This window comes from Pedobacter puniceum (genome assembly GCF_009674685.1).
Taxonomy (GTDB): domain Bacteria; phylum Bacteroidota; class Bacteroidia; order Sphingobacteriales; family Sphingobacteriaceae; genus Pseudopedobacter; species Pseudopedobacter puniceum.
This window is the reverse complement of sequence record NZ_WKJI01000002.1, coordinates 406,558-420,231: the sequence shown is the minus strand read 5'-3', so window position 1 is coordinate 420,231 and position 13,674 is coordinate 406,558. Positions and strand designations below refer to the sequence as shown.

Here is a 13,674-nt window from a genome sequence, read left to right as displayed (position 1 = left end):
AACGTTAGGTATACATTTTGCGTGTTACCTATAAATATCAAGAAATGTTGAAAGGATTTTTTAATATACCAGTTCCCGTTAACGAGCCTGTTTTGCAATACGCAAAGGGCAGTAAAGAGCGTGATTTACTTAAAGCCGCTTTAGAAAAGGTATATGCCACAACGCTTGATATACCGATGTTTATTGGTGCCGAGGAAGTTAGAACTGGCGATACAGGAAGTATTCGTCCGCCTCATGCACACCAGAAAGTAATCGCAAATTTCCATAATGGAGATAAAAGCCATGTAGAGAAAGCAATTTCTGAAGCTTTAAAAGCTAAAGAAAATTGGGAAAACATGTCTTGGGAACATCGGGCAGCTATATTTTTAAGAGCAGCTGATTTAATTGCCGGAAAATATAGATATGATTTAAATGCAGCAACCATGGCGGGACAATCTAAAAATGCTTATCAAGCAGAAATAGATTCGGCTTGCGAGTTGATAGATTTTTTACGTTTCAATGTAAAATACATGACGGAGATTTATCAGCAGCAACCACCAGTATCTCCGGCAGGCAGCTGGAACCGGGTAGAGCAACGCCCTTTAGAAGGATTTGTATTTGCCTTAACGCCATTTAATTTTACCGCCATTGCTGGAAATTTACCAGCTTCGGTAGCTTTAATGGGTAATGTAGTGGTTTGGAAACCAGCCGATACACAAATTTATGCAGCACAATTAATCATGCGTATTTTCTTAGAAGCAGGTTTACCCGCTGGCGTTATCAATTTAATTTATGGCGATGGTCCAAATATAGGAGAGGTTATATTTAAACATCCAGATTTTGCTGGGATACATTTTACAGGCTCAACCAAAGTTTTTCAAGAAATATGGAAAACTATTGGAGAAAACATTCATCTCTATAAAACTTACCCGCGTATTGTAGGCGAAACAGGAGGTAAAGATTTTATTCTGGTACATGCCAGTGCAGATGTTAAAGCAGCATCAACAGCTATTGCCAGAGGAGCGTTTGAATATCAAGGACAAAAATGTTCGGCAGCTTCAAGAGTTTATGTCTCTAAATCAGTTTGGCCAGCGTTAAAAGAGTTCTTAATAAAAGATGTAGCTAGTTTTAAGATGGGCCCAGTAGAAGATTTTAGCAATTTCATTAATGCTGTTATTGATGAAAAATCTTTTGATAAACTAGCCAAAGCTATAGACGATGCTAAGCAAGCCAATGGTGTAGAAATTATTGCTGGCGGTCATTACGATAAATCTGTTGGGTATTTTATTGAACCTACAATTCTAGTAACACAAGACCCTCATTATAGCAGCATGAGCGAGGAATTATTTGGCCCTGTTTTAACCATTTATGTTTTTGATGATGAGCAATTTGATGAAACTTTAGATTTGATAGATCAAACATCAGCTTACGCTTTAACTGGTGCAATTTTAGCTAATGATAGATATGCGATAGAAAAGGCAGCCTATAAATTGAGAAATGCAGCAGGTAATTTTTATATCAATGATAAATGTACGGGCGCTGTGGTGGGGCAACAACCATTTGGCGGAGCCAGAGCTTCAGGTACCAATGATAAAGCCGGCTCTATGATTAATTTATTAAGATGGGTTTCCCCAAGAACAATAAAAGAGACTTTTAATCCGCCTACGGATTATAGATATCCATTTATGGAGTAAAGAAATTCATTGTTTAAGTGAATATGTTTAGGTTTAAGTTTAGCTGTCTCCATAATGGAGACAGCTTTTTTTATGAAGTTTTAGCAATTAAGCATAAAATTTTATTTGATATTTTCTTTATTAATCGTAATATTGCAATATATAGTTATGGGAATTACAAGAACAGAAATATTTACAGATGAGCAAAACCAATTGGCTACACTTTTGAAAGCCTTGGCGCATCCGGCTCGCATTGCCATTTTACAGCGTATTATGGTGGCTAATACTTGTATTTGTGGGGATTTGGTTGGCGAATTGGGCTTGGCGCAAGCTACCATATCGCAGCATTTAAAAGAATTAAAAAATGCCGGTTTAATACAAGGAACTATAGAGGGTGTAAGCGTTTGTTATTGTATTCATCCAGAAAACTGGAAAAAATTAGAACAGCATTTAAATGGCTTTTTAAATGAATATAAAGGGCCAGTTAGCTGCTGTTAAAAAAAATTTATTTGATTAATCGTTAAATTGCAATATATGAATGTTTCAGAAATGATGACTTGGAAAGAGTTTAGGACTGCTCTGGTAGCAAATCCGATGTTAGACTTACAATTTCAATATGCTGAAGACAAATGGGTTTCGCCTTCTTATCATATTACAGAATTAAAATACGCACCTATCACTTCTGTTGATTGTGGTGGTGTGGTAAACAAATGGACAGAAATTATCATCCAGCTTTGGGAGCCAGAAAATCAGCAGCAGCTTAAATCTATGAAAGTTAGAAAAGCTGTTTCTATTATAGAATTGGTAGAAAAATCTTTAAATATTGAGGCTGATGCGGTTGTAAAAGTAGAATTTGGTAACCAAGAATATGATACCAGACAGTTATTACCAAAAGCTTTTATCAAAGATGAAGAGAATTTCATTATAGATTTAAGACCCGATGTTACCCAATGTAAAGCTATAGAAAGAGGTGGAAGTTGTGGTACCACTCCAGCAGGAGAAGAATGTTGTGCACCATCGGCTGTAAAGCCAAAAATCCAATTAAAAAACTTAGTTACGCAAGAAGGAAACAGCTGCGAGCCTGGTTCTGGATGTTGTTAATTTTTAATAATTTAAATAGAATAGATGAATATTTTAGTTTTATGTACAGGCAATAGTTGCAGAAGCCAAATTGCTGAAGGTTATTTAAAGCATTTTGCACAAGAGCATGCAAATATTTATAGTGCTGGAATAGAAACACATGGTGTAAACCCAAGAGCAATTGCTACCATGAAAGAAGATGGTATAGATATTTCTAAGCACACTTCTAACCACGTGGATGAATACACTAGCATAGATTTTGATTATATGATAACCGTGTGTGACCATGCAAAAGAAAATTGTCCGTATTTTCCTACACAGGCTCAGAAATTTCATTACAACTTTCCAGACCCAGCCAAAGCACAAGGTACAGAAGAGGAAATTATGGCCCAGTTTAGAGAAGTAAGGGAAATGATTAAAAATTACGCACAGAATTTTGTAGCTACCTACGTTAAAAAAGATTAAGATATGTCTGCAAATAACTGCGCTCCGGCGGTAGAGCGGAAAAAATTAGGATTTTTAGATCGTAATTTAACCTTATGGATTTTTATTGCCATGATATTAGGCGTGGCCTTAGGTTATTTTATACCATCATCCTCTGCTTATATCAACTCTTTTTCTAGCGGAACAACCAATATACCTTTAGCCATTGGTTTAATTTTAATGATGTACCCGCCATTGGCTAAAGTAAAATACGAAAACATGGGCGAGGTATTTAAAAACACCAAAGTGTTAAGAGCTTCGCTTATTCTAAATTGGGTTATTGGCCCTATTTTGATGTTTGTTTTAGCTATTACTTTTTTAGCTAACTACCCAGAATATATGGTTGGCTTAATTTTAATTGGCTTAGCCCGATGTATTGCCATGGTAGTAGTTTGGAATGAGCTAGCAGAAGGAAACAGAGAATACGCAGCGGGTTTAATTGCCTTAAACAGTATTTTTCAAGTGCTTTTGTACAGTGTTTATGCTTATATTTTTATTACCGTTTTACCTCCATTTTTTGGCTTAAGCAGTTTAGCTGTTGATATAACCATGAGCCAAATTGCCGAGAGTGTTTTTATCTATTTAGGGATTCCTTTTAAGATGGGTATTGTCAGTAGATATAGCCTAATTAAACTCAAAGGCGAAACGTGGTTTCAAGAAAAATTTGTTCCTTTTATATCGCCTATTACTTTAATTGCCTTACTTTTTACCATTGTGGTAATGTTTAGCCTAAAAGGCAAATTAATGATACAAATACCTTTGGATGTGGTTAGAATTGCTATCCCCTTACTCATTTACTTTGCGGTGATGTTTATCCTGAGTTTTTATGTAGGAAAATATTTTGGTGCCGATTATTCTAAATCAACATCTATAGCCTTTACAGCTACCGGAAATAATTTTGAGCTGGCTATAGCCGTAGCAATAGGCGTTTTCGGTATTAACTCTGGGCAGGCTTTCGCCGGAGTCATTGGCCCTTTGGTAGAAGTACCTGCTTTAATAGCTTTGGTAAATTTAGCCTTTTGGTTTAGAAGAAAGTATTATCCTGTGGAGAGCGGGATATAATGATGAATGAAAGTTCAATGAAAAGTACTTTTCTGAAAAATAGAAGCAAAAGTAATAAAATAAGAAAAGCCATAAAATATGGCTTTTCTTATTATGAATATTATTTCTGAGCTTCTCGCTTTCACACTCATAAAACTATTTATGGTGTTTTAGTCGGTTTTAAAGCCGATTCTTTGATATAAATTTTATTTCCTTTACTATCAACATAGTAAATGCGGTCTTTACCATCGCGGTAAACGCTTTGCCCGGCTGGCCCAACTTTATCTTTTATTTGTTGGTCTAGAACTTTGGCTCCGCCTTTTACACCCAGTTCTGCTGTTTTATTACCAACTTTCTTTGCGCCTTTTTTAATATCGTTTACAACAGTATCTGTTTTGGTTTCTTTTTCTTGGGCAAATGCGGCAATACTTACCATACCAGCAAATGCAGTTGTTAAAATTAACTTTTTCATAGTGAATTATTTTTGGATATATCATCCAAAAGAGATGCCAATTATGAAGGCTGGTTGTGGTTTATGAAGCTTTCTGGCTGCTGTATATCTAATTTATAGGTTTTGCCTTGGTTTAATAATGCTTGAAAGCTGTGCTTAGATAGTGCTTGGTATTGATAGTTTTTTAACGCTTTAGCCGTATAAATGGCACATAAAGGTTCCCAAAATTGTTGGTTATGGTAGGCGTAATAATCATAATCGGGAAACTGTTGATAATTTTTTATCAGTTTAGTAATAGTTAATGGTTGCAGATTTATCAAATCGCAAGCTAAAACTATAAAATCTGTTTCGGGGTGTAATTGATGTGCAGAAAGTAAGCCGTTTAATGGTCCTTCAACTTCATGCTGGTCTATGATAAAGCTGGCTGGGCTAAAATAAGCTTGATATTGCTCTAACTGTGTTTTATTAATAGAAATAAAAGTTTGGAGGTTAAAAGGGTTGAGTTTATCGGCCATCAAGGCAAACCAAGGCTGTTTACCTTTTAAAATTAAGCCTTTATCGGTCCCCATTCTTTTACTTTGGCCTCCGCATAAAATTAATCCGCTTAAAGTTGACATCAGCTTATTTTTTATCAGAATGACCTAAGCTTTTATCAGGATTTACCTGATCTCTTATCAGTTGTTTCAGCTCTTTTACTTCTGGAAACCGACCTTCTTTTTTCCTATCAAACAGCTCTAGCTCATTAATGCTAATGGTATACTTACCACTTGTTTCGCTAGGTTTTAGGCTTACGGCAGCTACATCATCAGTAAAAGTTGATAAAATTTCTTGTGCCATGTAGGCTGCTCTTAACATCCAATTGCATTTTGGGCAATATTCTATGGTGATGGTTGGTTTCATTTAAAAAACTATTTAAATTTAAATAATCAAATTGCTGAAATATTATTTGTTAAATTACACAAGATATGCTTACTAAAGATAAAATTTTTTCGGTTCTGAAGGGCAATAAAGCCCAATTGCAAGAATTTGGTATATGTAGCATAGGCTTATTTGGTTCGTATTTAAGAAATGAGCAGTCTTTAAAAAGTGATATTGATTTATTAATTAATTTTATTCCTGAAAAAGAGAATTTTGATAATTATATGGCGGCATATGATTTTTTTGAAAGACTTTTTACAGGAGAAAAGGTTGAGATTGTTACTAAAAAAGGATTGAGTAGGCATATTGGTCCAAAAATTTTGAACGAAGTACAATATGTCTAAAGATGTAAATGAATATTTAAGGCATATTCAAGATGAATGTGACTATTTAATATCTGTAATTGTAAATATTTCACTAGATGATTTTTTAGAGGATGAGACTTTAAAAAGAGCTACCGTAAGAAGTCTAGAAATTATTGACGAAGCTTCAAAGAAAATTCCTTTAACATATAAAGATACTTGGTCTTTTATTGAGTGGCGAAGTATGGCCGGAATGAGAGATCGACTTATACATGATTATATAGGCGTAAACTATATCATAGTTTGGGATGTACTTCAAACAAAAATTCCAGTTCTTAGAAAAGACATCTCTAAGATATTAGAAAGAAAAAACTAACCCTCAAATTCATAAACGTGTTTATTGGCATCGCCAGTAATTTTTGGCAAGAACAATTTCCGCCCCATTCTTTGGTTCCATCGGTAAAATATTCGCATTTCCATATGGGCGCTTCGTGTTTTATCCTATCAATAATATATCTGTTTGCAGCATAAGCTTCTTTTCTGTGTGGCGAGCAGGTAATAACCACCACGGCAGATTCTCCGGCCATCACTTTCCCCGTTCTATGTTGGGCTAATGCTTTAGTTAAATGCCAACGTTTTGCGGCTTCTTCTACAATGCTACATATCATTTTGCTAGCCATACTTTCATGTGCTTCATAGTCTAGATAGTCAACCGTTTTGCCAGCACTATTATCTCTTACTTCACCACTAAACAAGACTACAGCACCCGCTTTAGGGTCGTGGGCTAAACTTAGCAATTGAACCAAATCTAAATCTGTAGCACTCAAAGGGGCTATATCAACCTCCGCTACTTGGGGGAATAACGCTGATTTCATCATTTTCATGGATTAAATGGCTTAATGCTACAAATTCATCATGTACAGCAAAGCGGCAAAGGTTTAGTAAAGCAGAAGCTTTAGGTTGTTGTTTAGCTAAGTGAGCCTTTAAATCTGCAATGGTTTTAAGGTCTTCTTCTAAGAGAAAATCTTTATCGAAATAATCTTTAAGGGCGGCAAAAACTTTTATTTTCATAGTGATTTCTATCCTCCAATTTCTAACATACTAAGGCTGCTTCCTGTAAATTTAAGGCTTTGTTTTTGTTTCATAGCATACTGCAATTTCTGCTTTAAAAGCTCTTCTGGGTCTTCATCGGCCATGTAGACAGATTTATTACTGCTTAAACAACCAAATAAATTTCCTTGTGCATCCATACGTAAGCGGTTACAATCATGGCAAAATGGTGTGCTTTCATTCGCGATAATTCCGAAGAAATAACCTTCCTGCGTTTGCCAGTAATTGGCTGTTGCCGATGCTTTTCTTATCGCTCTGGTAAATTGATAGTGCTGAGCTATACTAGACAGAATTTCATCTTTAGTGAAAATTTGAGATGCTGCTTGCTCATGCAAATGTCCCATGGCCATCAATTCTAAAAACCTGATAGGGATATTTAACTTAAAAGCATATTGTAACAAGGGTAAAATTTCTTGCTCGTTTATCCCTTTCATGATAACGGCATTTAATTTAACATTTAAACCCACTTTAATAGCTGTTTCAATACCGTTTAATACTTCTTGTACTTTTTTTCTTTTGCTTATTTTTTGGAAAGTAAGTTCATCTATGGCATCTAAAGAAATATTAATACTACCTAAACCCGCATTTTTTAGTTTGGATGCTTGCTTGGCTAATAAAAAACCATTTGTGGTTAAGGTAATTTCTGGTATGTCTAGTTTATTAAGTTCATGAATAAGAACATCAAGCTCGTGATAAAGTAAAGGTTCTCCTCCGGTAAGTCTTATACTGTCTAATTGTAGGTATTGATGTAGTTTTGCAACTCTTTTCACAAAGAAATCTACCTTTTGTTGAGGTTTGCTAGCTACGTTATCGCTGCCCATAGTACAGTAAGAGCAATTAAAATTGCAATGATCTAGCAGGCTAAGCCTTAGCTTTTTAAACTTTCTGTTGTAGATATCTTCAATCCCCTCCATTACATCAAAAATAAAAGTTTAAAAGAAGCAATCGCTAATACCACGGTTAATAAATATCTGATGGTAGAAATTTTAAAGTATCGACTACCAACGTATGCGCCTGCAAATCCTCCGGCTAAAGCCGAAAAAAACCAAAGCCATACCGATGAATCTTGTATTTCTAAAGCTTGTGTGTAACCCAAAAGCCCTGCCATAGAGTTGCAAACAATAAATAAGGTTGAAACCGATGCCGATTCTTTACTATTTGCCCAGCCCGTTAAAATAAGCAACGGACTTAAAAATATACCACCACCTATGTTTAAAACACCCGATATTAAGCCTAATAATGCTCCCCAAATTAAAGCTTTTACCAAAGGAATAGCTTTTTTTATGTGTTTTTCTTGGCCACTAAAACCTAATAACCTGATGACAGGAAATATTAAAGCTGCGCCTAAAAGTATATGATAGACTTTTGTGTCTAAGACGACTTTTGAGCCTAAAAATGCAAAAGGAATAGAGCTTAGCAAGAAAGGCCAGCATAAATGCCATTTAAAAAATCCTACTTTGTAAAACTGAATAAAACCTACTCCTGCTACTATAATATTAAGTAAAAGCACCATGGTTTTATATTGAGCTAGCGGAATAGAGAAAATAGACAGTACAGCCAAATAGCCACTAGCACCACCATGCCCAACAGATGCGTATAAAAATCCAACTGAAAATAAAGCTAATAACAATAAGGTTTCTACACTCATACAAATTGCTGTTTTGTTAGGTGAATTTCAGCAAAATCTTGTTTTGGAGCATCACAAACAGGGCAAAAATAGGAATCTAAACTGTTAAAACTTGTTTTTGGAGCTATTTCTTGTGTAGGGTCTCCATAACGTTCATCGTAAATGGTTAAACAGTTTTTACATTGGTATACGCTGTGTTTTTGTACCTGCTTAGGTTGTTCTTTTTCTATTTCTGAGCTCTTACCCGTATTTTCTCTGAGGTGATAGTAAAGGTTGCATATTTCTATCAATTTGGGAGCCAGTTGCTCTAAGGTAACACCATCATGAAAAGTGATATATTCTTTTGAATTTGGATTGAAGTTTCGGGTATACAAAAGCTCATATAATTCTTCTCCTTTACTATTTCTACTATTTCTCTTTCTGATGACGATAGCACTAAATAAGCCTGTTTTAGGCTTGGTTTTTATGGCAAAACATAAACGATAGGTTCTTAAATCGGCTTCTTCAAATTGTTTAACCAGTTCTATTTTTAGCTTTAAAGCTTCCTCGCATAAGTCTTCTACTTGCCAATTTAACTCGTTTGCAGCATGTCTAATATTAATTCTAAATTTATCTAATAAACTACTCCAATAAGTTCTGTCTTTTATATTGATATTCTTGATAACTATGGATTTCCAACTTGTTGTATAGAGTTGTCCTATCCTTGTCGACTTACAAATTTCGCAAACAGCTTTTAAAAATTTGATGCTATATTCTTCATGTCTTCTGTAAATACCTAGCCAAAGTTTATTCTCGCTATATTTATTTAAACCTTCATAATAGGGCAATTGAAAATCTGTATGGATTAAAGGTTTTTGAATCTCCTGCTGATGAAAATTATGGTTCTTAAGAACCTGAGTGTAAATATCTTCTCCGTTAATATTTACTTCTTGCTTACTAAAATCTTGATGGATATAATCTTCTAGAACCAAGCTTAAAGCAGCAATATCTTCAGAATAAATAAGAGAAGGCCAACAAAACATATTGTTGGTTTTAGGAAATCTGATGTACAAATACCAGAAATTATTGGTTTCAGAGGCTATAAAATTAAGGTTGCCCGTAAAAAAGGGAATTAAATTTTGGTAATAATCTACAATATTAATTTTAAGCTTAGGCTGATGATTGAACCCATCTAATATGTCTTTATAAACACCTTCTGTTAACCATAAAGATGTTTGGAAAATTTCTTCTGTAACGTAAGAACTTACAATATTAGGAAACTCATCTTGGTCTATTTCATAAGGGATATCATGAACCATAAACCTATCTTTTAGGTCTTCCAGTGCAGTTTCTGCAATTTTAAATAAAATTTGTTGGCGGTTACCAATTCTTATATTCTCAACATTGCACTGTTCTGCAATGGTTAATATTTCATGTAAATCTCCGGTAGAAACAATGCCACCTGGTAAGTTTATTTTGACGATATGCTCTTCCATAGAAATTAGATTAGATTTAAAGCTACTTCCTCTTTTCGGGATGCTTCATCGAGGATTTTTTTAACTTCTGCTTTGCAAGAGCCACAACCTTGGCCTGCACCTGTGGCAGTACATAAGGCGTTCAAATCTGTACAGCCCATAGCTATTTTTTCTTCTAAATTACCTTTACCAACATTATTACAGCTACAAACCAATTTACCTTTAACTGCCTCTGCTTTTTTACCGCTTCTAAGCAGTTGCATCCTCTTTTCGCTCAGTTCTATTTTATTAGCAATAAGCTCTTTAAATTCTAGAAACTCAGTTTTATCTCCAATAAGGATAGCGCCAACCAGTTTATCTTGTTTAATAATGCATTTCTTATAGTATCGCTTAGCTTTATCGATAAAAACTATTTCTTCGTAAGTTTCGTCTGGGCATTCTGGTAAACCAATACTGCATAAATCAAAACCATGAATTTTTATCAAGTTCATGCTGGTGCTTCCGCTATAATAGCTAGCAATATCTCCGTTTAAATAATTGGCAACAACGGTAGCTTGTTGTTCTGCGGCAGCGGTAATGCCGTATAAACTGCCGTTAAACTCGGCAATTTCACCAATAGCATAAATGGCAGGGTCATTTGTTTGTAGATAATCATTAACCACAACACCTTTTTTGCAGTTTAAGTCGCTTGCTTTAGCCAGTTCTATATTGGGTGTAGTACCAATAGCTAAAATGATAGCATCGCAGTTTATTTTTCTACCACTTTTTAAACCAATGGCGGTAAGTTTAGATCTTCCGTAATACAATTGTACTTCATCATCATAATAGATATCGCAACCTAGGTCTACCATTTCCTCATGTAAAAGCTGACTGCCCAAAGCATCTAGCTGCCTACCCATAAACCTAGAACTTCTTTGGATGATGGTAACTTTAACACCTATCTCTCTTAAAGAAGCGGCCATTTCTAAACCTAGCAATCCACCGCCATAAATAGCAACATGGGCGTTTTTAGGGATATGATTTTTAAAGTTATCAGCATCTGTACGGCTTCTCATGGTAAAGATGCCCTTTAAATTTGGTAAGTTTTTAGGTACTGATGCCCGGCTTCCTGTTGCCATGATGAGGATATCGTAAGGGGTTTTTCTGCCCAAATTATCTATCACTAATTTTTGCTCTCGGTCTATTTTTTCTACACTTACACCACGGTGAAGCCTAATTTTATAATCAGGTTCTTCTTCATCTGTCATCTTAACCAATTGCTCCCAGCCTTGTTCACCACTGATATAGTCTGGTAGCATAACCCTATTATAAAAAGGAAAATTTTCTTTACTAAAAATAGTTATGGCATCTTCTTGGTTAATTTCTCTATAAGCCTTTACAAAGCCAAAAGCACCTGCCCCGGCACCAATAATAACTATCTTTTGTTCTGGTTTTTGATATTTGGCAACCTTAACAGCACAATATTTAAAATCTGGCTCTTTAGAAATTGGGTCTAGCAAATCATTGGTGATATTATTTGCTCGGTTTAAATCATTTCCAAGGATTTTGCCCCAATGCATAGGCAAGAAAACAACACCAGGTTTTATGGTATTACCAATTTTAACTTTTGCTCTTACTTCTCCGCGGGCAGAAGTTATGATGGCGATATCATCTTCTTTCAGTTCTAATTGCTCTGCATCCTGAACATGAATTTCTAAATAAGCTTGTTTAATATGTTGATTTAGCTTATTTACTTTACCTGTTTTACTTCTCGTATGCCATTGGTCTCTAATACGGCCAGTGGTTAAAATAAAAGGAAAATCGGGATTTGGTTTTTCGCTAGTTAAAGTATCTGGTACGGCATGTAAGATGGCTTTTTGTGATGGTGTATAAAACTTTTTATCCTCAAAGAGTCGCTTAGTGCCGTTTTGTTTATGCTTTTTATAAGGCCATTGAATACTTCTATGCTCTTTTAAAATAGTGTAGTTTAAGCCAAAAATATCTATGTTAGTGCCTTTGGTGAGTTTGGTATGTTCTATAAATATCTCTTCTACATTGTTATAGCTGAAGCTATTATAGCCCATTTTTTGAGCAAATTTGCAGATGATTTCAGCATCAGGCAAGGCTTCTCCGGGTGCATCTACAGCTTTATGTAAGTATGTAATTCTCCGCTCAGAATTTGTCATGGTACCTTCTTTCTCTGCCCAGGCTGCTGCGGGTAAAACAACATCAGCGTAAGCTAAAGTTTCTGGTTTATTACTGATTTCTTGTACCACTACAAATTTTGCTTTTTTCAAAGCGGCTTCGGCTTGTCTGGTATTGGGTAAGCTGGTTAATGGGTTGGTACACAGTATCCAGATAGCTTTTAATTGCCCTGTTTCTAAGGCTTCAAACATTTCTGTTGCCGTTAAACCAGGCTTTTCTTGTATTTCTTTTCCACCCCAAAATGCTTGTACTTCTTGGCGGTGTAGTGGGTTGTTTAAGTTGCGGTGGGCAGGTAGAAGGTTTGATAAGCCTCCAACTTCTCTGCCGCCCATGGCGTTGGGTTGGCCAGTTAATGAAAACGGACCAGCTCCAGGTTTGCCAATTTGTCCAGTAATTAAGTTGAGGTTAATCAAACTTAAGTTCTTGTTGGTGCCAATAGCACTTTGGTTAAGCCCCATGGTCCACATACTGATAAAGCCTTTTGCTTCACCAATATATTGTGCGGCAAGTCTAATATCATTGGGGTTCAAGCCGCAAATATGAGCCGCTTCTTCTAAACTTTTTTCAAAAACTACGGCTTTGTAAGCTTCATAACCTTCTGCATGTTGTTGAATAAAATTGATGTCAATATAACCTTGCTCTATAAGAAGCCGGCCAATAGCATGGTTAAGGGTAATATCTGTGCCAGGGTTTAACTGCAAATGTAAATCTGCTATGGCACAAGTATCGGTTACACGCGGATCAACAATAATGATTTTAACATCCGGGTTGGCAGCTTTATGAGCTTCAACCCTTCTCCAAATGATAGGATGACACCATGCTGGGTTAGCACCTGTAACATAAAAACAATCTGCCAGTTCTATATCATCATAGCAAATAGGTACGCTATCTTCGCCGATAGACATTTTGTAGCCTACAACAGCACTACTCATGCATAATCTAGAATTGGTATCTATATTATTACTGCCTATAAAGCCTTTTATAAGCTTATTAATGACATAGTATTCTTCTGTTAAACACTGCCCCGATGCATAGAAAGCAACCGAATTTGGGCCGTATTTTTCTATAAAAGTTTTAAAAACAGCAGCGCTACGTTCTAAAGCATCATCCCAGCTTACTCTTTGTAAGGGCATGCTTTTATTGTAGCGCATTTGCGGATACAGTAATCTATCGCTTTTATCGTTAACAGTATGGTGCAAGTTAAGACCTTTGCTGCAAAGCATTCCTTTGCTAGAAGGGTGATTCTTATCTCCTTCAACAAAAATATTTCCGTTTTTTTCCTTTTGGATAAGCACACCGCAACCAACTCCGCAATAGCTGCAGGTAGAAGTAAGTTGTTCTGCTATTTTTTTTGTTTGCGGCATAATTTCAA

The 13,674-nt window shown here is 35.7% G+C and carries 16 protein-coding genes; 7 read left to right on the top strand and 9 right to left on the bottom strand.

The genetic code is table 11. The features are described 5' to 3' along the window. Positions 1-44 precede the first annotated feature (44 nt). From pruA to arsB, 5 genes are all read left to right on the top strand, one after another. Positions 45-1,673, top strand: coding sequence for an L-glutamate gamma-semialdehyde dehydrogenase (gene pruA, locus GJJ64_RS08470; protein ID WP_154287374.1), 1,629 nt, complete (start codon positions 45-47; stop codon positions 1,671-1,673). A gap of 147 nt (positions 1,674-1,820) precedes the next feature. Beyond that, complete coding sequence (locus GJJ64_RS08465; RefSeq protein WP_154287373.1) at positions 1,821-2,150, top strand: ArsR/SmtB family transcription factor; 330 nt, start codon at positions 1,821-1,823, stop codon at positions 2,148-2,150. Positions 2,151-2,186: 36 nt separating this feature from the next. Then, a complete protein-coding gene (locus tag GJJ64_RS08460; protein ID WP_154287372.1) occupies positions 2,187-2,753 on the top strand; it encodes a DUF6428 family protein in 567 nt (188 codons plus the stop codon). 24 nt (positions 2,754-2,777) lie between these two features. Beyond that, a complete protein-coding gene (locus GJJ64_RS08455) occupies positions 2,778-3,197 on the top strand; it encodes an arsenate reductase ArsC (protein WP_154287371.1) in 420 nt (139 codons plus the stop codon). Between the two features lie 3 nt (positions 3,198-3,200). Beyond that, positions 3,201-4,277: an ACR3 family arsenite efflux transporter gene (gene arsB / locus GJJ64_RS08450; protein ID WP_154287370.1), complete on the top strand. Its 1,077-nt coding sequence runs from the start codon at positions 3,201-3,203 to the stop codon at positions 4,275-4,277. Positions 4,278-4,416: 139 nt separating this feature from the next. On the opposite strand, the gene GJJ64_RS08445 is transcribed toward arsB, so the two are convergent. Genes GJJ64_RS08445 through GJJ64_RS08435 form a run of 3 tightly spaced genes read right to left on the bottom strand, consistent with a single transcriptional unit; the run spans position 4,417 to position 5,607 of the window. Then, positions 4,417-4,728, bottom strand: coding sequence for a hypothetical protein (locus GJJ64_RS08445; protein ID WP_154287369.1), 312 nt, complete (start codon positions 4,726-4,728; stop codon positions 4,417-4,419). Positions 4,729-4,769: 41 nt separating this feature from the next. Continuing rightward, positions 4,770-5,324, bottom strand: a complete 555-nt coding sequence (mobA, locus tag GJJ64_RS08440; protein ID WP_154287368.1) for a molybdenum cofactor guanylyltransferase — start codon at positions 5,322-5,324, stop codon at positions 4,770-4,772. Between the two features lie 4 nt (positions 5,325-5,328). Beyond that, positions 5,329-5,607, bottom strand: coding sequence for a SelT/SelW/SelH family protein (locus GJJ64_RS08435; RefSeq protein ID WP_026903437.1), 279 nt, complete (start codon positions 5,605-5,607; stop codon positions 5,329-5,331). A gap of 65 nt (positions 5,608-5,672) precedes the next feature. Between GJJ64_RS08435 and GJJ64_RS08430 the strand changes: the two genes are divergently transcribed. Together GJJ64_RS08430 and GJJ64_RS08425 are read left to right on the top strand one after the other, a co-directional pair. Next, complete coding sequence (locus tag GJJ64_RS08430) at positions 5,673-5,969, top strand: nucleotidyltransferase family protein (protein ID WP_154287367.1); 297 nt, start codon at positions 5,673-5,675, stop codon at positions 5,967-5,969. Continuing rightward, a complete protein-coding gene (locus tag GJJ64_RS08425) occupies positions 5,962-6,303 on the top strand; it encodes a HepT-like ribonuclease domain-containing protein (protein ID WP_154287366.1) in 342 nt (113 codons plus the stop codon). Before GJJ64_RS08430 ends, GJJ64_RS08425 begins: the two co-directional genes overlap by 8 nt. Here the strand turns inward: GJJ64_RS08425 and GJJ64_RS08420 are convergent. The 6 genes from GJJ64_RS08420 to GJJ64_RS08395 are packed head-to-tail and all read right to left on the bottom strand — an operon-like array spanning position 6,278 to position 13,666. After that, positions 6,278-6,805 (bottom strand): molybdenum cofactor biosynthesis protein MoaE, encoded by a 528-nt coding sequence (locus GJJ64_RS08420; protein WP_154287365.1) that lies wholly within the window; start codon positions 6,803-6,805, stop codon positions 6,278-6,280. The two genes, GJJ64_RS08425 and GJJ64_RS08420, sit on opposite strands and share 26 nt — an antisense overlap. Continuing rightward, positions 6,765-6,998 (bottom strand): MoaD/ThiS family protein, encoded by a 234-nt coding sequence (locus GJJ64_RS08415; RefSeq protein WP_154287364.1) that lies wholly within the window; start codon positions 6,996-6,998, stop codon positions 6,765-6,767. Before GJJ64_RS08415 ends, GJJ64_RS08420 begins: the two co-directional genes overlap by 41 nt. Positions 6,999-7,006: 8 nt before the next feature. Then, the gene (locus GJJ64_RS08410) at positions 7,007-7,951 is read right to left on the bottom strand and encodes a GTP 3',8-cyclase MoaA (RefSeq protein ID WP_154287363.1); all 945 of its coding nucleotides are present in this window, start codon (positions 7,949-7,951) and stop codon (positions 7,007-7,009) included. Beyond that, positions 7,951-8,685: a sulfite exporter TauE/SafE family protein gene (locus tag GJJ64_RS08405; RefSeq protein ID WP_154287362.1), complete on the bottom strand. Its 735-nt coding sequence runs from the start codon at positions 8,683-8,685 to the stop codon at positions 7,951-7,953. Before GJJ64_RS08405 ends, GJJ64_RS08410 begins: the two co-directional genes overlap by 1 nt. Beyond that, complete coding sequence (locus tag GJJ64_RS08400) at positions 8,682-10,139, bottom strand: rubredoxin domain-containing protein (protein ID WP_154287361.1); 1,458 nt, start codon at positions 10,137-10,139, stop codon at positions 8,682-8,684. Before GJJ64_RS08400 ends, GJJ64_RS08405 begins: the two co-directional genes overlap by 4 nt. Positions 10,140-10,144: 5 nt before the next feature. Continuing rightward, positions 10,145-13,666: a nitrate reductase gene (locus GJJ64_RS08395; protein WP_154287360.1), complete on the bottom strand. Its 3,522-nt coding sequence runs from the start codon at positions 13,664-13,666 to the stop codon at positions 10,145-10,147. Between the last annotated feature and the right edge of the window lie 8 nt (positions 13,667-13,674).

What these genes read in the sequence shown, in the direction of transcription:
- pruA (WP_154287374.1), top strand. Translation starts at nt 45, where the DNA reads ATGTTGAAAGGATTTTTTAATATACCAGTTCCCGTTAACGAGCCTGTT.
- GJJ64_RS08465 (WP_154287373.1), top strand. Translation starts at nt 1,821, where the DNA reads ATGGGAATTACAAGAACAGAAATATTTACAGATGAGCAAAACCAATTG.
- GJJ64_RS08460 (WP_154287372.1), top strand. Translation starts at nt 2,187, where the DNA reads ATGAATGTTTCAGAAATGATGACTTGGAAAGAGTTTAGGACTGCTCTG.
- GJJ64_RS08455 (WP_154287371.1), top strand. Translation starts at nt 2,778, where the DNA reads ATGAATATTTTAGTTTTATGTACAGGCAATAGTTGCAGAAGCCAAATT.
- arsB (WP_154287370.1), top strand. Translation starts at nt 3,201, where the DNA reads ATGTCTGCAAATAACTGCGCTCCGGCGGTAGAGCGGAAAAAATTAGGA.
- GJJ64_RS08445 (WP_154287369.1), bottom strand. Translation starts at nt 4,728, where the DNA reads ATGAAAAAGTTAATTTTAACAACTGCATTTGCTGGTATGGTAAGTATT.
- mobA (WP_154287368.1), bottom strand. Translation starts at nt 5,324, where the DNA reads ATGTCAACTTTAAGCGGATTAATTTTATGCGGAGGCCAAAGTAAAAGA.
- GJJ64_RS08435 (WP_026903437.1), bottom strand. Translation starts at nt 5,607, where the DNA reads ATGAAACCAACCATCACCATAGAATATTGCCCAAAATGCAATTGGATG.
- GJJ64_RS08430 (WP_154287367.1), top strand. Translation starts at nt 5,673, where the DNA reads ATGCTTACTAAAGATAAAATTTTTTCGGTTCTGAAGGGCAATAAAGCC.
- GJJ64_RS08425 (WP_154287366.1), top strand. Translation starts at nt 5,962, where the DNA reads ATGTCTAAAGATGTAAATGAATATTTAAGGCATATTCAAGATGAATGT.
- GJJ64_RS08420 (WP_154287365.1), bottom strand. Translation starts at nt 6,805, where the DNA reads ATGATGAAATCAGCGTTATTCCCCCAAGTAGCGGAGGTTGATATAGCC.
- GJJ64_RS08415 (WP_154287364.1), bottom strand. Translation starts at nt 6,998, where the DNA reads ATGAAAATAAAAGTTTTTGCCGCCCTTAAAGATTATTTCGATAAAGAT.
- GJJ64_RS08410 (WP_154287363.1), bottom strand. Translation starts at nt 7,951, where the DNA reads ATGGAGGGGATTGAAGATATCTACAACAGAAAGTTTAAAAAGCTAAGG.
- GJJ64_RS08405 (WP_154287362.1), bottom strand. Translation starts at nt 8,685, where the DNA reads ATGAGTGTAGAAACCTTATTGTTATTAGCTTTATTTTCAGTTGGATTT.
- GJJ64_RS08400 (WP_154287361.1), bottom strand. Translation starts at nt 10,139, where the DNA reads ATGGAAGAGCATATCGTCAAAATAAACTTACCAGGTGGCATTGTTTCT.
- GJJ64_RS08395 (WP_154287360.1), bottom strand. Translation starts at nt 13,666, where the DNA reads ATGCCGCAAACAAAAAAAATAGCAGAACAACTTACTTCTACCTGCAGC.